Origin of the sequence: Gloeothece verrucosa PCC 7822, from assembly GCF_000147335.1 — a bacterium.
GTDB classification, from domain to species: Bacteria; Cyanobacteriota; Cyanobacteriia; order Cyanobacteriales; family Microcystaceae; genus Gloeothece; species Gloeothece verrucosa.
In genome coordinates this window covers 710,042-731,840 of record NC_014533.1, presented here as the reverse complement: position 1 = coordinate 731,840, position 21,799 = coordinate 710,042, and the positions used below count along the sequence as shown (strand labels likewise).

At 40.4% G+C, this 21,799-nt stretch carries 2 protein-coding genes; both read right to left on the bottom strand.

All coding sequences use genetic code 11. The features are described 5' to 3' along the window. Nucleotides 1-94 precede the first annotated feature (94 nt). The gene (locus CYAN7822_RS29625) at nt 95-1,855 is read right to left on the bottom strand and encodes an RHS repeat domain-containing protein (protein WP_013334654.1); all 1,761 of its coding nucleotides are present in this window, start codon (nt 1,853-1,855) and stop codon (nt 95-97) included. Beyond that, nucleotides 1,836-21,773 (bottom strand): putative Ig domain-containing protein, encoded by a 19,938-nt coding sequence (locus tag CYAN7822_RS29620; RefSeq protein ID WP_013334653.1) that lies wholly within the window; start codon nt 21,771-21,773, stop codon nt 1,836-1,838. The genes CYAN7822_RS29625 and CYAN7822_RS29620 overlap by 20 nt, the downstream gene beginning before the upstream one ends. Nucleotides 21,774-21,799 lie beyond the last annotated feature (26 nt).

Below are 21,799 nucleotides of genomic sequence, written 5' to 3'. Positions count from 1 at the left end.
CCCGCTTCTGCGGGCTTTTTTCATATAAATCCACTTTTGTTGGGTGAGAGATTAAGGGAGATAATTTATTCACCAAACTTACAAAGGTGATGAATTATCCAAGTAAAGTAAGAATAACCATAGCCACCTGTTGCTGTAAAGCAAGCCGTTCGAGCGCACTGATATAATTTTGTTGTTGTCGCTGAGGGCCTTGGAACATAGTTATAAATCCAGTAATAGGAACAACTTGATGTTTATTTTGATACTTAGCATAATTACTAATTGCGTGCCATTGTCCTACTTTACTACCAGGAGCCACATAATCTTTATAAAGAGTTGTTACTGATAGCTTGATATCTCCTATAAGGTAAGCTTTATCTCCTTTGCCTGCGGCAAAGTCTGTGGAGGCAGGTCCGCCTTTTTTGAAAATAAAATCAGGCCGGCGTGTACCAGGAATAATACTAAGACCTCCAGGACAATTGAAACCATCACTGATGGGTTGGCCATTTTCAGAGACACTGGGCTGTAGCCACAGCCATTGTAAGTATTGACTTCCATGAAACACACCGCAAACTTGTTCGATAATTAACCGTTCTAGTGTATTTCCAGCATCTCTTGGATCTCCGTTACGCAACACATCAAAAACTTGGCCGGGAATAGGAACAAAAGCTTGAATAGCTTGCAAGAGGTAATTAGAAATTATAGAACCTACTTTGTCTTTGACGTATTGTTTTGTTTCATAAGCGGCATAACTTCTAATCGATTGTAAAATGTCTTGAACACTGAGAGATGTATTAATTTCAATTAAAGTAAACTCGCCAGTAGGATCGCTATAAATCTGCGGATTATTATAAGCAAACTGATAAGCATTAAAACTTTCCGGCTCAGTTTCAATAATATCCACAGGATCACGGCTTAAAAAGCGTCCCGTTTTGGGATCATAATCTCTTGCACGTAAATAATATAACCCTGTTTCTGACTCTAACCACTGTCCTTGGAAGCGGAAATCCCCCCCTGTTTTAGCAGGGTTAATGCCTGAACCACTAGCAACCCGAATATTACCAAAACTATCATAAACAAATTTGCCAATGTTTTGACCCGTAGCATTAGCTAGACCGATGACTGAACCAATTCCATCTGTCAAGTAATAGATGGGATTTCCATTAGCATCCAGACGCATAAAGGGAGTATTGCCAGCATAAATGTAATTCGCCAACAAGTTACCTTGCTCATCGCTAAGTAAATCTGTCGATTCTAGTCCTCCACCCATAGCCGGGGCGACAAGGAACTGGCGCACAGTTGAACCTTCAATAGCGCTGATTCTGCGACCTTCTCCATCATAAGTATATTCGAGCGTCGTTCCCGTTGTTTGATTTTCTACTTCTGTTAAGTGATCAAAGACATCATGATTCAAGTCTAAAGTTTGACCATCCCGTGATACTAAGGTTAAACGTCCGTTGTTATCGTAGGTATAAGCTTCGGTTTCCGAGGCTTCTGTAATACTGGTCAGTTGATAATCTGATTGATAATTGTAGTTGTGATTTCCCGCTTTATCGATTTTAGTGATGCGTTTTCCGGATTCATCATAGCTGTAACTCATTTTTTCGAGTAATGTTCCGGCCCCATCATAATAAGCTTCTTGAGTTAAGCGCAAAGCTGAATCATAGGCGAGTAAAGTATAAGATCCATCTTCACGAATAATTTTTGTCGGTTCACCAATACCTGAACGTTCGTAAGTGACAGACGCTAAGACGGTTCCATCGGTATTTTTATGAACTATTGAGATAACGTGGTCTTGGGTATTGTAAGTATAGGTAGTCTTGACACCGTTAGGTAAAATGCGCTCAACAAGACGATTAATTTGATCGTAGGTCATGGTTGTGACCCCCACCGGTTGGATCGGTAATTGTTTTAAGATTACCGACTTCATCATAAGTATATCGAGTGAGTGCTGCTGTGATACTGCCCGATGCTGTTTCAGTAATTTTGGTGACTCGACCTAGGACATCTCGTTCGTAGAATATACTGCTACCGTTAGGATATTCAATACCCTGAAGATTTCCATTGGTGTCATAGTGATAAGTGATTGTTCCCGCAGCATTTTTGCTCGTCGCAATGCTGCCTGAAGTTGTGTAGGTTGTCTCGATCGTTTCTCCTGTAGAGATTACCTGAGAAGTGACATTACCCGCTTCATCGTATTGATAGGTAAGTGTTTCTCCGTTAGGAAGGGTTACTTTAACGAGGCGGTTATCGTTACCATACTCTAATTGTTTGACGGTGTTATTGTCGTAAGTAATAGTTTTTAAATTACCGAGGTCATCATAACTGTATTTACGGGTTTCACCGGTAGGACTGATTATTTGTGTTAATCCATCATCGCTATAAGCATAAGTGTAAATTGCATTTCCTAAATCCGTTGCTGTTTTCAGACGACCAAAACTGTCGTAGGTAAAGGCGCGGTCATTACCTCCAATATCCACAAAGCGAGTAGGATAATTTTCGGCTTCTTGGAGGCTGTTATTCAGTAAATACTCGATACTTTGCTTTTTACCGTCAGAATAGCGAGTTTCAATCGGTAAGAAATAGGGCGATTTTACCAAAGTTGTCTTACGGCCTAAAGGATCGGTTACAGTCGTTGTGGTTTCAGTATAGTCATAAGTCCAAGTGTTGCCTTTAGCATCGGTAACCGAGGCAATCTCATCTTCATAGGGAACATAAGTATAAGTGGTCGCGTTGCCGAACGGATCGATTTCTTTAATCACTCGTCCCACTTTGTCGTAATCTCGGGTTACAGTCGCCCCTGTTGTAGCATTTTTTATTTTAATTAATCGCCCAGCAGCATCATAAGTATATTCCGTAATTTTCCCTGACGGATCGGTTTCTTTTGTTAAGCGTCCGGCAGCATCATACTCGTAGGTCAAAGTGCTACCATCTGGTGCAACCCATCCCGCTAATTTTCCATTAGACGTTAATTTGCGTTCGATCTTACCGATTGTGGGACCTTCTGCGGTCGTCCATTCATTGAGGGACCCGGTGTAACTGTAATTTACCGAAATTCCCTCACCATAATCAGCATTAGTTTTTCGTCCTTGTTTATCGTAACTAAACGTAGCAACTCTGCCGTCTGGGTCAATCATTTTAATTAAATTGCCGGCAGTATTATATTCCATTTTTGTAATTTTGCCATTGGGATCTTTTTGCTCGATAAGATTACCCAAATTATCGTAGGTATAGAAAGATGTACCAAAAGAATCGCCTTCTGAAATAACTCGTCCAGAATTATCATAGGTATAAAAATTGATAACTTTACCATCCCCATCTTTAATGGATAATAAGTTTCCACGCCGATCATAATCCCATTTAAAACTCGCACCTGTCGATAAATTCAGTTGAGTTAATTGTCCATAAGAATCATAAGCATAGCGAACTAATTCCCCGTTTGGTGCTGTTTTAGTTAAGATATTCCCTTGAGCGTCATAAGTATAAATAGTTTCATTGCCAAGGGGATCGGTTTCACTGGTTAGATTGTTCTTGTCATCGTAAGTAAATTGACTAATATTGCCTAGCGGATCAATAATCGTGATAACATTTCCTCGCTCATCGTATTCATAAGTTGTGGGATTTCCTAACCCATCTTTCACAGTTTGCAGGAAATTATCAGGATCATAAACCCACTCGACTGCATTCCCATCTGTCTTAATGAGTTTAACTAAACGTCCCTCATCATTATATTGAGCTTTTGCCCCATTTCTATCTAATGGGTCGATCACTTCTTCGAGATAGTGAGGTTGTCTGTCATCATAAACAAATTCCGTTTTATTATTTTCTCGGTCAGTAATAGCAATTAAATCGCCTTTAGCATCGTATTGATATTGAATTTTATTCCCCAAAGGATCAATAACAGCAGTAATTCGCCCTTTGCTATCCCGTTCAAAGGTTATTTGCTGACCCGTCGAACTGGTAATTCCTGCATCAGTAAAACTAAGTTTGTTGCCGTTTGTATTAGTAATACTATTAATATCTCCTGTTTGAGCATCAATTTGATAAGCGATGCCGTCTTGGGTGGTTAAGGTGTAATAGCCGCCCCAGTCTTGAGGATTATAGAAGCGATAAGCACTCCCTCCACTAAAGGGAATAGCGCGGTCATCGTCACCTCGCAGGAGGACAATTCCAGACGTAGGCACTGTTAGGGTGCTAGTTACCCCTTCATCAGGGATGAAAGAAGGAATGTAAAGCCCCGTATCTTCGCTAACTCCTGCACCGGCAGCCGCACGTCGCAGATAAGCATTAATTACTGAGTTATATTCTTTAAGCCGAAAAGTAAATCCTTCTCGCTTGCCTCCAGGTAAGGTTATATAGACTTTTGTTTGGTCATTATAAAACCCGTTATCCCGAATGCCATACTCATCGAAGAATTCATCTTTACCTACACTTGTCCGTAAATCTGCATCCCGGAATTCCATCCGCCAGCCATAACCGAAGTCATCTTGATTGTTAGCAGTGAGAGTATCGTAAGTACGAGTCAACGTAATAGGAATACCGTTCACGGGAATTTCAAGGTCTGTAAAGGAGAGTTGGAAATTGCCCAGTTTTAAATCCCCTGCTACGCTGATGGTATCTTCAAGAGTGCTAATATGACCCCCAGCATCATAAGCGGTCACTCGTAACCTATAAGTATCATTAGCAAGCAATGAGGGATCTAACTGACCTAATACCCCATTAGTCACCGAGGTTGTTCCGCGCCAAATCTCTTTAAAGGGTGCATTCCCTTCTAGTGGCGCAACTTCGAGGGTGTAATATTGCAGGGTTGAATCATTAATTGTGCCCCGAATGGCGGTGGGTGCGGTAATTGTACCGTTGCTAATACTCGATAAATCTAACTGGACAGTGGGGGCTTCTGTATCGGTTGCATCTAGAATTAATATGCTTGTAGTGGCTTCACTCTTATTACCTGCGAGGTCAGTGGCGATCGCTTTTGCCCCTAGTGTTCCTACCTGAGCAGCTTTCAAGCGAGCAACCCCATTAGCATCTACTAGGATAGGCTGGTTATTAACGAGAAGTTGTAGATTGGCGATACCAATATTATCGGTCGCTCTCACTTGGAAGAAAACTTCATCACCTTGATTAGCAATATTGACACTGCGAATGAGAGTAACTTTTGGAGCAGTGGTATCTGGTGCAACGGTTAGATTAAAGTTTTGAGTTACTTGTCCCCCTGCTGCATCGGTAATGGTTAAGGTAATCGTTTGGTTTCCGGTTTGAGAGGCAGAAGGAGTCCAACTTAGTCTCCCTCGATCATCTAACGTAATCCCTTTAGCCACAGAAGCGGCATCTAAGGTATAGGTTAAACTTCCGCCATCTGGGTCGGTAGCTTGAATGTCGTAGCGGTAGGGTACGCCGGGAGTCGCGCTAACCGGGGGAGTGGTTGAACGAATCACGGGTAGACTGTTGACTTTAGCATTTAAGGTGTAACCCTGAGTTACTCCTAATCCTTCGGAATCAAAAGCCGCAACTACAACCTTATAATTACCTGTAATGGGATTGTTCCATTGTACTAACCCCGTATTAGCATTAATCGTCATCCCTTGAGGCGCGTCTACGAGTTGATAGGTCAAGGTGTGCCCATCGGGATCGCTGGCTTGAATTTGGTATTGATAAGAACTGCCTACATTAGCCACAAATTGAGGTGTTGAGGTAATATTGGGGGCGCGATTAATAGCTTGTGTTCCTACGACTAGCTGATAGGTTTGGGTAGTGGTTGCGCCTTGTACATCGGTAACAATGAGGTCAATATCATAATTGCCGGCTTGGGTGGGTATCCATGCAATTTTGCCCGTTGAGTCTATAGTCATTCCGTTGGGTTTACGCCCTAAACTGTATCTGAGGGGACTATTTTCTGGGTCGGTCGCTGTAAGATTATAAGTATAAGGTTGATTAATTGCGGCGCGGGTAATAGGGGTAGAGACAATTCTGGCGGGAGTATTGGTTCCATTGACCGTTAAGGTATATTCTTGAGTGGAAAACGCGCCAAAATTATCAAATAAGCGAACAATCACCGAATGTTGCCCTAATTGACTGCTAGTCGGAAGCCAGCGTAATGCCCCTGTTTGGGTATCAATCACCATGCCTGCCGGTGCTGTTTCTAAACTCCAGAACAGCAGATCCCCATCAGCATCTTGTCCCGTCAGGTTATAACTATAGGTTTGTTCGAGATTGGTAACGGTGTTAGGACTTGAGGTAATAATAGGGATGTTATTCGCGCTGCGATGAGCCAGAGTAACGCTAAAACTTTGCTCGGTGAAACTTTGCCCATCACTGACTCGTAAGGTAACATTTTGACTTCCCGATTGAGCGGCTGTCGTTTGCCAGGTAATCAAACCATTGTTAATGGTCATCCCTGCCGGGGCGACGGGTAAACTATAAGTCAAAACATCCCCATCGGGATCACTGGCTTGAACTTGGTAGAAGTAAACCTCACCAGTACGGGTGCTAGTGCGGGGATTAGAAGTGATTACTGGTGCTTGATTTGGGATAGGTGCATTAACGACTAGGGAGACGGTTTGCAGGGCTTCTCCTCCTTTTCCATCAGCAACTTTAATCGTAAACTCTCTGGCTCCTAACTGATTACTTGCTGGAGTCCAAGTGAGTAATCCCTTATTTGCATCCATGCTAACTCCCGCCGGTGCCCCTGCAACTAAGGAGTAAGTCACGGTGTCTCCATCGGGATCTTGAGCGGCAGCTTGATAGCGGAAGGGTTTACCGACTTGGGCGATCGCGTTTTCGGGCGCAATTGAGGTGAAAACCGGCAGGTGATTATCAGAGAGCAGTTCAACGTTAAGATATTGCAATGCTGTGCCGCCTCGCCCATCCTTAACCGAGATGAGGACATTAAACAGAGGTAAGGGCTGGACTAAATCTAAACGTCCTCTATCAATTGCAGCTTGGTTAAGTTGTCGTAATTCTTGATAAGCTTGTTCAACTTGTTGCTTGGTGGGGTTCCAGACGACAATTCCCGTTTCTGGGTCAATGGTCATCCCAGAGGGAGCGAAAGTCAATTGATAGGTGAGGGGATCGCCGTTAACATCACGCGCATCTGCATCATATTTGAGCAGTTGTCCCGCCTTCAGTTGCACCTTAGTCGGAGGAGTGGACAGGAAAATCGGGTCAGCATTGGGGGGATCACTTATCTTACTCAGTCCGAAGAGATGATTAAAGGTTTCCCCTTGCAGGGTTACCGTATCAATGACCGGTATCTGGTTCGCTGGAGGCGCAGTTAAGAGGGAGCCGTTAGGCACTTCTACCCGCACGGTGTAGTTACCGGGCAGCAGGTTGTCAAAGGTATAGTAATACTTGGTATTGCCTAATGTGTTAACGCTGTTATCCTCTTTCGTGACTCGGAAGGGTTCATTACGATCAAGAACTTGGTTATTATTGAGGTCGAGATAAACCGTTACCCCTTCTAACCAGGGTTCAACCGCATAGCGGTCATCAAACCCAAAGAAGATGTTATACAGTTCGTCAAAGTCCACAACTTGAATCGCATCTGGATTGATCGCTTTTAAGTTTTCTGTAGTGGCGGCTTCTCCAATGGCAAAGGCGGTGATATTGCCCCCTTTAGATTTGAGGTCATCGATAGTAACTTTAGCTCTAGCTTTATCAAACTCGCTATCATAACCATCAGACATAAAGATGAAGTTTGGATCGCCCGGCAGCACATCGAAAAGGGTATCGATTTTATCGAGGGCTTTATGTATATCTGTGCCACCCGGAATCATGCCAGGACGAAGGGTTTTGAGAATTTGGTCGAAGTCTCGTCTTCCATTATGATCGGCATCGGCGTTGACGGTTATGTATTGCTGTAACCCTGGGGTAGTGGGGTCTAAATCTTGAATCGTTGCATCGGACCCAAACAGAATTAATCCCACTTTAACCCGATCGCCCGCCCCTTGAGCAACAATTGCATCTAACAACACTTGAGCCGCAGCCACTTGTGCATCGACAACAGTTTTAATATTTTCATAGTCTCCTTTCCCTCGGAAGGGAGCGGCGGTACTACCGGAAACATCAATAGTAAAGATTAAGGCCGGATCGTCCCCTCGAATGAGTTTAGTATCCCGGAAACCGTTCCCATTGAGGTCATCAAATACGCCTCCTCGAATGGTTCCTAGTCCACCAAACACATCAACGCTAAAGGTTTGTTTATCGAAACCGCCCCGGCGATCATTAACTTCAACGCTAAAGGTTGCTTTATCCCCTGGTTTAACGTTTGTTTCTGGGAACCAGAGTAATTCTCCCGTCTCACCATTGATGAAAGCACCCGCCGGGCCATCCAACAGTCGATAAATTAGGGGATCGCCATCGGGATCGATAGAATTAAGTTGATAGCGATAGGCTTTAGTATCGAGAGCCAAGCGGGTTTCTGGGTTACTAATAATAACGGGATTGCTATTTTCTGGGTCAGGCCAAAGGCGAATTTGATAGTCTTGTACGGCTGTACCGCCGCGTCCATCTCGTACCCCTAACTTGACATCAAACAATCCTAGCGCACCTGTGGCATTACTCGACTGTTCCCCAGAGCCGGGGGTTAAGATGTCACGGATGGGTTGATCGAGGTTAAAAACGCGGAATTGATAGTTAATAGGGGTTGCATCAGGCCCGCCTTGGAGATAGAGGGTATATTGCCCTCCGGCTGTCAAGGTTACTTCGGCGTTGTAGCGTAGTTCTTGGTTGAAAAGAGCGTTATTTCCCGGACCGTAAAGAATCCAGCGATAATTGCCGTTAGGGGCGTTAGTAGATTGGATATCAAAGAACAGCCGCTCACCGGCATTAGCTTGTAAAGTATAGAAGGTGGAAGCTTGTCCAGGGGTTAGAGTTCCTTGCTCACTGATTCCATAAGCAATTTCGGGGGCTTCGGTTGGGGTGAGGAATTGGAAAGAATAATTGCGATTTGCTCCGGTAAAGGCGCTGACAGCGAGATAATATTTGCCGTTTTGGGCCAGAGAATAAAGCCCGTTATCATACCATTGATAATAAGAATCGTAGTCGCCGCTAAAGATTTGAGTTCCGTTAGGATTATAGAGGCTGACTCGTACTCCATTAGCACTCATCATATTCAACATGACTTTGTTATTTTGGAGTCCCTCAAAGCTATAAATCTTAGTTTCTCCACTGTTGAGGCTACCTGAGATAGTGCTACCCTGTTCTAAATAATTAGCGGCACGAGAGGCTAAACTCTTGGGTAATTCGAGTAAATTAAATTCATAGTTACCGGTGGTGTTGCTGTAATAGCCAAAGACTTGTAAAGTATACTGTCCGCTTTGGGAGAGGTTGAAAGGAAGGCGATCAGTTGTTCCATCGTGATCGCTGAAAAGGAAGCTACCATCAGGGTTAAGTAAACGATAGCGAATTTGCCAGCTACTATTATCTTGAGTATCTAAATAGACTAAAGTCCCGGCGTTAGCACTGAAATTATAATTAATGACCTGTCCGGCGTTAAGGCTACCACTTTGTAATTGATTGAGTCCAGAGGATGTTATTGAGGTGGGAGTAACGTCTGTTACCTGGAATTCATAGTTAAACGGGCTGCTACTGTTTCCTAAAACCGCTAGGGTATAAACTCCACTGCTGGCTAAACTATATTGAAAATCTGGACTATTGGCACTGGGATTAGCCACAACTCGTCCACTAGGATCGTACAATACCCAATTAGCCCCTTGCCAGATATTAGTCCGTAACGGCGTTGTCCCATCATTCTCGACGATTCCTCGTAAGCTGGCGTAGTTAGGGGGTGCATCATTCCAGCGTCCTACTCCACTCCCGTTAAAGACAGCATAATCTTCATTCCCAGCATTATTGGGTTCCCCATTCCCCCAATTTGCATAGTTAAAGGGTTCTCCATTTACCCACCGCCAATTACCCTCAACAACTGCATCACTCAACCCAATCCAATAATTTTGAGAAGACCCAAATTGATTGAGTAAAAACTGATTTTCCGCCGCCGAGGTAATGGTAACGAGATGTCCTCCCATACTTTGGGCCATTGATTGGGCTTCGTTCCAAGTTCCCGGCAAATCGGTTAAAACGTAAGCATGACCAGTCGTTGAGTCAATTTGGGAGGTAATAATTTGTCCTAAATGATTAAACTGAAGAACTTGTCCGGCTTGTCCATTGATTTGATAGAGTTTAGCCCCATTACCCGCATTAAGTTGTTCTGTAAGAGTGGTTCCTAAATTAATTTGAGTGGCTAATTGGCGATCGCGTAGGGCAAAACTATAAACCCCTGTGGTTTCTCCTTGTCCATCGATAATTAAGCGATAATTTCCTGTTTCTCGTAAAATTACAGGATTCCAATCACTATCGGTATTATCATCAACTTCTACTACCCCAGTGGGACTATAAAGCCTCGCTTTGAGATTACTATTGCCGCTAAATTGATCGAAGTAAAGCCACTGTCCGGCTGTACCGGTAAAGGTGTAGATATCTTGTTCTCCTTTCTGGGTAATTTGAGAAGTTATGGTTTCCCCTAGGGTATAAGCAACTGTATTAAATTCTGGGGTAATTAATTGTAATTTATAGTTTTTATTTCCAGAACCAACACCCCAAACTTCTAGGGTATATTCTCCTGTATCGGATAAGCGGATTTCTTTATCTTCGTAGAGATAGCCGCTAAGTAACAATTCTCCATTAGGACGGAAAATTGTCCAGCCATTAGGAGAATTTCCCTCTAGAGTATCGATATAGAGATATTGTCCGGCTGTACTTGTAAAGCGATAAAAGTCTGATTCTCGTTGTTGGGGATCGTCAAACGTGCCGCTAATTTCAGTATTTAAGCTTGTGGGGGTTGCTTGTGAAACCGCATGAGAAAAGGCTGCACCGTATTCTAACAGACGGAAGCTGTAATTTTCGGTTGTTTCTCCATTGGCATCAAATGTCACTCGATAGGTTCCAGTTTCATCGAGAATAATGTTAATCCGGTTATCTCGAGTATAAGCACCATTAACGATCGCTTTACCACTGGGAGTAGTTATGGATAGGTATGTGTTGTTAGTGTAAAGGAGGCTATCAAAGAACAGTCGTTGTCCTGCGGTTCCTTCAAAGGTGTAGTAGTCTTGCTCTCCTTTTTCGCTAATTGATCCTGTAATGACGCTGCCTAAACTGTAAGGAGTAGTATTTAAGGTTGGGGTGACAATTCGCAGTTTATAGTTAGCATTGTTACTATCCCCATAGCCTTGCATAATTAAAAAATAGTTGCCGGCATCTAGCCAGAATTCGTTATCGTTATTCCGTAAGTCTCTAGCATCTACATATTGCCCATTTTCTTTATAAACAATCCAAGCGCCTGCACCCCCTTGAGAATCAAAATAAAGATAGGTGCGTTCGGTGAGGCTAAATTGATAAGCATCGCTTCCTCGCGCCCCATTATCCCAGGTTCCTGTAATATCTGTATCTAAGGTGGCTTTTTTAGCTGTTGTACGGTCTAAGAAGCGGAATTTATAATTTCCTGTTCCTTCTCCTTCCCCATCTACAGTAACTTGATAAGTTCCGTCTATTTTTAGCACTAATCCGTTACTGTAATAATCGGGTCCGCGATCTGATCGACTATCAGTATCGACAATTAATCGTCCGGCTGGATCGTATACATACATTTTGAGGTAATCTCCGCCGAGATAATCATAAAACAGTTCTTGTCCGGCTTTTCCCGTGAAAGTATAGTAATCTCGTTCACCTTTTTCATTAATTGTGCCACTAATATCTGTATTGAGGGTCATCGGATTGGTGATTAATTCGGGGGTAACAATTCGCAGTTTGTAATCGTTACTTCCTCCTGTAAAAGGTTCTGCGCCGTTCCCTTGTATGACCAACCAATAATTACCGGGATCTAACCACAATTCGGCATCGTTGTAGTATAAAGGATTCTGATTTTGATAAAAAGTTTTACTGGTAATGTATTGTCCACCTGAACCATATAATATCCAAGCATTATCATAATTTCCTATTTGTCCATCAAAGTATAAATATTTTCTTTCTGTAAGAGTGAAGCGATAACCATCAGCTTCTAATCCTCCATTGTCTAATGTTCCTATAATGTCGCTATCGAGATTAACAACAGTTGCAGCACCTTTATCTAATAAACGGAATTTATAGTTACCTATTCCGTCTCCTTCCCCATCAATCACTACTCGATAAGTTCCATCCAAGGCTAATGTTAATCCGTCATGGGGTGCGCGATCATAACGACTATCTACATTAAATATTTCTCGTCCTGTGGGGTCATAGAATCTAAATTTTAGATAATCTCCTCCTAAAGCATCATAGAATAATTGTTGTCCGGCTGTGCCAGTAAAGGTGTAAGCATCTTGTTCTCCAGTTTCGCTAATACTGCCACTAATTATTGTACCAATTGTCATGGGTACAGTATTTAATTGAGGGGTAACAATTCGGAGTTTGTAATCATTGCTTCCGCCTGTCCAAGATTCAGCCGCGTTTCCTTGTATGACTAACCAATAGTCGCCGGCATCTAATGAAAATTCGGCATCGTTATAGGAAACAGAATTGTAATTTTGATAAAAAGTTCTACTGGTAATATATTGACCACCTGGACCATATAATATCCAAGCATTATCATAATTTCCGGTTTGTCCGTCAAAGTATAAATATTGTCTGCCGGTTAGGGTGAAGCCATAACTATCTGATTCTATGCCGCCATTGTCTAAAGTTCCTGTAATATCTGTATCGAGATTAATTAAAATTGCCGAGGCTTTATCTAATAAACGGAATTTATAGTTACCTATTCCGTCTCCTTCCCCATCAATCACTACTCGATAAGTTCCATCTAAGGCTAATGTTAATCCGTCATGGGGTGCGCGATCATAACGACTATCTACATTAAATATTTCTCGTCCTGTGGGGTCATAGAATCTGAATTTTAAATAATCTCCTCCTAAAGCATCATAGAATAATTGTTGTCCGGCTGTGCCAGTAAAGGTATAAGTATCTTGTTCTCCAGTTTCACTAATACTGCCATTAATTACTGTTCCCATTGTCAGGGGTGCAGTATTCAATTGAGGAGTAACAATACGGAATTTGTAATCGTTACTTCCGCCGGTCCACGACTCAGCCGCGTTCCCTTGTATCACTAACCAATAGTCGCCAGCATCTAATGAAAATTCGGCATCATTGTAAGAAACAGAATTTTGACTTTGATAGAAATATTTACTGGTAATATATTGTCCGCCTGCACCATATAAAATCCAAGCATTATCATAATTTCCCGTTTGTCCATCAAAGTATAAATATTGTTTGTCGGTTAGGGTGAAGCGATAACTATCTGATTCTATGCCGCCATTGTCTAATGTTCCTGTAATATTGGTATCGAGATTAATTGAAATTGCTGAGGCTTTATCTAAAAATCGGAAACTATAATTACCTGTACCTTCACTTAATGTTACTCGATAGGTTCCGTTCATTCCTAATACTAAACCGTTATCAAAACTGCGATCATAACGACTATCAGTATTATAAATTTCTCTTCCCGTTGGATCATAGAATCGGAGTTTAAAGTAATTTCCTCCTAAAGAATCATAAAATAACTGTTGTCCGACAGTTCCATTAAAACTATAGCTTTGAGTTTGACCAGTAGTATTAATTGTGCCATTGACTATTGACCCGATCGTTAATGGAATATCAGTTGAAGGCAAAGAGTTAGGATTATTAAGTTCGACAATTTTAAACTGGTAATTAACAGGGGTACTGTTAGAACTTTGAATCCCTAAATAGTAATTATCAGTATTTGACAAAGTTACTGTTTGACTTATATTTGCCCCAGAATTAATAATAGTTTTATTGGCTGAATTATAGAGGAACCAGTTGGTGTTTGAAGGAGACAGAGTGGGAATAAAACGTAGGGTTTGTCCGGCTTTGCCTGAGAGTTTATAGAAATTGGTTGTTTGTGCAGAATTTAATGTTCCAAAAATTTCTGTGGCGGGGATTACACCAGAAGTATTGTTAATTTCGATAATACCGCGTATTTGGGAAGACCAACCACCACCTAATTGACTTGGAGAATTGGGTAAATCATTCCAGCGTCCAGCATTGGCAAAGTTTAAGTGTGCATAATCTTCTATTCCTAAATAATTATCGGGTTGTCCTGCATTCCAATTAGTATAAGTAACTGGTTCGCCATTATCCCATTGGAAACTACCTTCAACAGTAGCATCATTTAACCCTATCCATAAATATTCTGAACCCCCAAATGTATCGACTAAAAATTGATTTTCAGCAGCATTATTAATAGTAACTAAATATCCTCCTTTAGCTTGTGCTTGAGTTCGGGCATCAGTCCAGATTGCTGAATTTGTCAAGAAATAAGTATGGTTATTAGCAGGATTAACAATACCTCCTTTTCCTATACTGCTAGTAATTTCTGTTGCTAAAGAAAGGTCATTTAGGTTGAAACTATAACTATCAGTATTTTCTCCATTCCCATCAATAACTAAGCGATATATTCCCGCTTCAGTTAATGTAATTGGGTCTGGATCTTGATCGTAGAACCACCGACTTAAAACATTGCGACCACTGGGACTATAAAGGTCGGCTTTAGTGCTGTAGTATCCTCCTCGGTTTAAGATATCAAAATATAATCTTTGTCCAATATTTCCGCTAAAGGTATAGATATCTTGTTCTCCTTTTTCACTAATTGCAGAATTAATGGCATTACCTAACGTTAAAGATAAGGTTTGAGTGTCGGGAGTAATGAGACGGAACTTATAATCTACTGGTGTATTGTTATATCCTCGTACAGCGATCAAATAAGTATCACTATTAGATAGAGTATATTCAAAATCGCTGAATCCTTGATTAATTAATGCTTGATTTGAGAGATTATAAAGTGTCCAATTGGTACTAGAAGAATTGCTTAACGAATCAAAATAGAGTCTTTGTCCTGCATTAGCTGTAAATTTATAGAAATGAGTTTCTCGTCCCGGTTCTAATTGTCCGGTGATATCGGTATCAAGATTAATAGTGGTGGCTAATCCCACATCCAATAAACTAAAACTATAATTCTCTGTATTCTCTCCATTTCCATCAATAACTAAGCGATAAGTTCCCGCTTCAGTTAAGGTAATTGGATCAGGATCTTGGTCATATAACCATCGACTTAAAATATTACGACCACTGGGACTATAGAGATTGGCGCTGGTTAAGGCATAATATCCTCCTTGATTGAGGACATCAAAATATAATCTTTGTCCAATATTTCCGCTAAAGGTATAAACATCTTGTTCCCCTTTTTCACTAATCGCAGAATTAATAACACTTCCTAACGTTAAAGATAAGGTTTGAGTGTCGGGAGTAATGAGACGGAACTTATAATCTACTGGTGTATTGTTATATCCTCGTACAGCGATAAAATAAGTATCACTATTAGATAGGGTATATTCAAAATCGCTGAATCCTTGATTAACTAATGCTTGATTTGAGAGATTATAGAGTGTCCAATTGGTATTAGAAGAACTGCTTAATGAATCAAAGTATAATCGTTGTCCTGCATTAGCTGTAAATTTATAGAAATGGGTTTCTCGTCCGGGTTCTAATTGTCCGGTAATATCCGTATCTAAGTTAATCGTCGTTGTTAATCCTATATCTAATAAACTAAAACTATAATTTTCAGTATTCTCCCCATTTCCATCAATAACTAAGCGATAAGTTCCCGCTTCAGTTAAGGTAATCGGATCGGGATCTTGGTCATATAACCATCGACTTAAAATATTACGACCACTGGGACTGTAGAGATTGGCGCTGGTTAACGCATAGTATCCTGCTTGATTAAGGACATCAAAATACAATCTTTGTCCAATATTGCCGGTAAATGTATAGATATCCTGTTCCCCTTTCTCGCTAATATTACTATTAATAGTAGTATTTAAAGATAAGGGAGTTGTAGCAGAAACTTCTGGGGTAATTAAACGTAGTTTATAATCAGCACTATTAGCATCTCCATAACCTTGAGTAACTAGATAATAATCTCCGCTATTAAGCCAGAATTCTGTATCAGAATTTAAGTTATTAGAACTAATATATTGTCCGTTTGGACCGTAAAGAATCCAAGCATTTGTATTACTTTGTCCATCAAAATAAATATAAGTGCGATCGCTTAAGCTAAATTTATACTCAACACTTCCTCTAGCTGACTCGTCAAATGTTCCTGTAATATCAGTATCTAAACTGTAAGGTTTCGCTTTGTCTCGACTCAAAAGACGGAATTTATAATTACCCGTAACTGCATAATTATCCTGATCTCGTCCCCCATCAATTTGTAATGTATAAGTCCCATCAATAGGTAATACTAATCCATCGTTTATTCCACGATCATTTTGAATATTATGTTGCCAGAGTTGTCGTCCGTTGGGATCGTAAAGATAACCATAGAAGAAGTCACTTCCTAAACTATCAAAAAAGAGTTGCTGTCCCGCTTTTCCAGTAAAAGTATAGGTATAGTATTCTCCTTTTTCACTGATACTACCCGTAATATTAGTATCTAGCATCAAAGATTGGGTAGTTAAGTCCGGGGTAATAATCTTAAAGCTGTAATTAACCGTCTTGGTGAAACTGTCCCTTCCATAAACCAGTAGAGTATAGTCACCATATACGGATAGATTGAGTTCAAGGTCGTTAAAATTATTATCAGAACCGATCACTTGATTACCTGGCCCGTAGAGTACCCATCCTAAGCTTCCATCGGCACTGAGTGCATCAAAATACAGTTTTTGTCCTCCGCCGGTACGGAAGGTGTAGATATCATCTTCTGAACCCGGTGATAAATTACTGGAAATAACTATATCAAAGTTAGCGACGGGTGCTAATGCTGTATTAATAATCTTAAAGGCATAACTGCCAACAAAGTCATCATTCCCATCAACGACAATGCGATAGTTACCGTCTTCTGTCAGGGTAAATAGTAATCCCCCGTCAAGATCATCGTTAATAATTTGAGTACCACTAGGACTGAAAATATCGAAACTCCAGTTATTATAACTACCTGAATACTGAAGCGAATCGATATAGATACGTTGTCCGGCGACTCCAGCAAAGTTAAATTCATCTTGTTCGCCGGCGATCGCAATGCGTCCTAATACGGTATCCCCTAAAATTAAGGCGGGTGGGGGTGTCCATTCTACTAACCCAGTATCGGGATGAACCGTCATTCCATTGGGACCGATAATTAAGCTATAAGTTAAAGGGTCTTGATCCGGATCGATCGCGTTAGCATCATATTGATATAACTGTTTAATATAAGCATCGACTACGGGAATAGAGGTGAAGATTGGCGGACGGTTTGGTGGCGCAGCAATCACGGAAAGACTATAATTTTGCTGTGTAATTCCTCCCCGTCCATCAGTCACTTGTAGGGTGATTTGATGATTGGCGATATCTGCAAGGGTTGTTGTCCAATTAATTAATCCGCTTTGGGGATCAATGGTCATTCCGGTAGGGGCGATCGCCAACTGATAAGTTAAAGTATCCCCATTTGCATCCGTAGCATTGACATCGTATTGATAAGTTTGTCCCCCTATAATTTCAATGACGGGCGTGGTTTCAATAACTGGATTTTTATTAACTTCTGTGAGAATAACTAACTCGTAAGTAAACTGTATTCCTTGAGGATTTTTGAAGGTAAAGGTTTTGGTTTGGCTGAGTTGACTGGGATCTAATTTTCGATTATTAACTAAATTGGTAAAATCATAATAAGGTAAACCTTCAGGCGTAAACCCATCTGCCCCTATTACTTGTATATTTGGGTCACTTAACCCTTTAATCGCTACAATTAACGACCCATTAAACCCATAATTTCCAATATTTTTGATCCCAACTTCTGTTGATAAAATTTTGCTATCTTCATTAAAAGATGTCTGTTGATACTCGGCTTTAGCACTGCTGGAAACATCATCTAGAACCGCAAAGTTAATGGGGTTATTATTGGATGAATTACCAACTTGAGGGGTAAAGCTACTAATTCCACTGCCGCCACTGGGGAGAATTTCTATATTACTAATACGAACACTGGTTAAAGTATCACTATCATTATTGACCAGACGGAAAATTAATTTACCTGTTGTTCCTACTGGTATTCCAGATAAGTCTAAAGTTACCGATTCATTGGCGGCAGTAGCACTAGCACCAACGGCAATTGATTGATCTTCCGTCACATTAAAGAAAGCATCTTTTCCTGATGAAATCGTATGAACTAAACTATTTCCATCGCTATCAACTAAGGCAACTTCAAACGCATCGTTAATAAAGTCTGTATCGGTTTTATCAAAATTCAGTTGTTTGTAGGTGAAACGTAAGAGAGAAAGGGCGGCGGGAACGGTTATTTGTTCAGAGTGGATAACTTTAAAGTTGGTTCCTTCTTGTAAAATAATGACTGGTGAAATATTAAAAGTAATAGTTTGACTATCCGTTCCGCCTTGTCCATCAGAAACCGTATAGCTAAATATTCCTCCATCTCCGGTCACTGAATTAGCGGGGATAAATCCTAATTCTTGTAACTCTTGTCCGGTTAAAAGTTGCCCAACTGTTAGGGTTTGTGTTCCTAATTTTATACTTCCTTTAGCCGGCTCGGGAATAGCAGTAACCGTAATAGTTAAAAGATCTTGATCTACATCTGTTGGCGGCTTAATATTCAAGGAATTTGCACCACTATTTTGATCGACTGTTAGCAGTTTATCTTCGTCGGCGACTGGGGGAGAATTAAGTGCTGTCACTGTAATGTTGAGAGTTTTTATAACTTCTAATGCTCCTCCAGAACCTGTATTACCGAGGTCATTAACTGTTATTGTGAGAGGATCATCTCCACTAAAATTATTATTGCTACGATAGACTAAATTATTGAGTGCAGCATTGAGATTTGCCAGGGTTCCCGTAAAGATTAAAGTATTATCTCCGCTTCCATCTCCACTGGTAAATGTCAATCCATTAGTTTGACTGAGACTGAGTATTCCGTGATTGACTGTTAAGCTAATTCTGAGGTTTTCTGCATCAATATCATTAATGTTAATACCCGAGATGACTAAGTTAGTTGCTTCTTTAACTGTTTTTCCAGGAGGAACAATTAAAGTGGGTGCGTCGTTAACGGGGTTAATAATAAAGCTAATGGTTTGAGCATCTGTACCACCATTCCCGTCACTGACTGTATAGCTGAATGTTCCTGCCTCTCCATTGGCATTTTCATTGGGAATAAAGCTGAGGTTTTCTAGTTGATTTATACTTAAAGTCTCTCCCGTTTTTAGAATAGTTCCATTGCTTAATTGAACTATTCCTTTATTGGGAACTACATTAACCGTTATCGTCAATAAATCTCCATCCACATCAGTAGGAGATTGAATGTTCAAGGGAGTTTCGCCGCTATCTTCATTAACAATTAATAATTTATTTTCATCTGCAATAGGAAATTCATTAACATTAATAACATTAACTGTAAAGGTTTGTTCATAACTTAATCCCCCTGCATCAGTAGTTTTTACCCGAATATTGTAAAAAGGTTTTGTCTCAAAGTCAGCAGATTGATTAATCCTTAATTCATTCCCAACAATAGTAAACGCAGAATTATCACTATCTCCTGTACCCGACACTAAACTATAACTATGAATATTACCCGCATCCAAATCGCTGGTAGTAAATGTTCCAATCGGGTAATTAGGAGCAAGATTTTCGGCAATCGCATTTCTACTCAAGGTCAACGCGGTAGGAGATTCATTAACGTTAGTAATATTAATAGTAAAAATTTGTTCGTAAGTTAACCCCTCTGTATCAGTGGTTCTCACTCGGATGTTATAATCAGGTTTCGCTTCAAAATCTGGAGAGTTTTTAATCCTCAGTTCATTATCAACAATAGTAAAGGCAGAATTATCACTATCTCCTGCTCCTGAAATTAGCTCATAAATATGGCTATCGCCCTCATCGATATCTTGAGTATTAAACATCCCCACAAGACTATTATTCCCACTATTTTCAGCTAGGGTATCAGGAAATAAAATTAAGTCTGTTGGAGCATGATTGATTTGTTGAGCTAATCTTTCTATTGTTTGATTAAATTTTCCTATATTTCCGGCTAAATCAGTGACCGATAAACTAAAAATATTATTACCTAATTCTAAAGACTGACCTTTAAATTTAAACTCTCCTAATCCATTTGCCGTCGTACCTAATCCCCCTAAAAACACTGTTAAATTTGCTTCTGCTGTGCCTATTAAATCTACTGTTTCAAAGGTTGTTTTTAAGTCTCCAACGGGGGCAGAATCGAAGTTAGGGTCTAGGTCTAAAGTTAAATTTGGTGCAGTCTTATCTAAAATAAAATTGTAACTATAAACTGAATAAATATTCCTTTTTTCATCTTGTGCAGTCAACTTTAGGGTATAATTTTCATCGGCTAAACTTCCTCCGTTAATTTGAGCTAGTTGGGCACTATTAAGGGTAAATTTACCATCAGCCGCTATCAGTGATAAAATTTCAACAGGGTTACTATTTAATTGAGCTTTAACATTAGTAAGTTGACTCTTGTAAACAATTTGCCCGCTTATTGTCGGGTCAGAAGTCAGGCGATCATTATTAAAACTTCCTGTATCATTCAGTAAACTGACAGTAATTGTCGGCGGTTCACCCTTATTAGGAAGAATGTCTCTAAAAGTTAACTGCTCTGGTTGAATATTTTCAAGATAAATATAAGGTCTTGGGGTCAAGGAACCGTTGCCATCACTATCAAGCGAGACAACCGTTCCTCCACTGTAAACACTCAATTGAACATAGCCATCCTCTAAAGGATTTAATCCTGTATAGCCAAAACTTTGCAAAACAAGCGTCAGATCAATTTTATCTTTGCCGACTTCAAAATCTTTAATTGTATCTCCTGCATCTCTAAAACTCTGGTAAACAAAGACATCATTTCCTAACCCTCCAGTGATTAAATCTGCTCCTTGTCCACCTATAAATCGTTCATTCTCTGCACTTCCCGTTAAAATATCCCGTCCACTTGTTCCTATAATCTCTTTAGTTGATTGTTCGAGTTTGAGAATTTGATTATTTATTAAGAGGGTGGTACTGTCGTCTTCGGACTGTAAAAGTTGTTGCTGTTGCGGCGTTAAATTAATATTTTTAATCAAGGCGGCAAATATTGCTCCTTCATCTCCTGGCGTATCTCCCAGATTGAGTTGAGCATCTAAATAATGTCCCAATTCTTCTAGTAAAATTGAGGATATATTTTCTACATTGCTATTTGTTCCGCTAAAAAGCTGACTAGAAAGATAAATTGTCGAGTTTTGTTGGCTGAATGCCCCTTGTGAGAGCAATATATCGGGGGAAAGTATTTCGATAGAGGGATATTGTTGGCCACTAGCTAAAGGTTTTATAAGGGTGGTAGCCGTCTCAATATTCCAAACTGTGCCAAAAGTTGTTTCTAAGCGCTCGCGGTAGTCAGGTTGAGCGAGAAATTGAGCTAGAGTATGACTAACTTTTTCTTTGGCTTGAAAAAGTAAATTAGGCAAATTAGCTCCCGTTGAAAGTGAGTTGTTTCCAGAGCCAAACGGTACACGATTTTCAACAGAGCCGCTTTGAGGGTGAACAATATTTTCCGGAGATATTAAAGCAATTTCTTCGCCAATCTCCTCCACATTTAACTGTTGTGGACGCATTTTTAAAAATTGTTGAGCTTGGGCAAAAGGATCATTTAACCCCAGTGCTGCATCGTTACCATTGTTTAAAGATTCTAAATTGAAAAAATTGGCTTCTAAATTTTCCATTTTCGTCTTCTTACCTGATGTGAGGC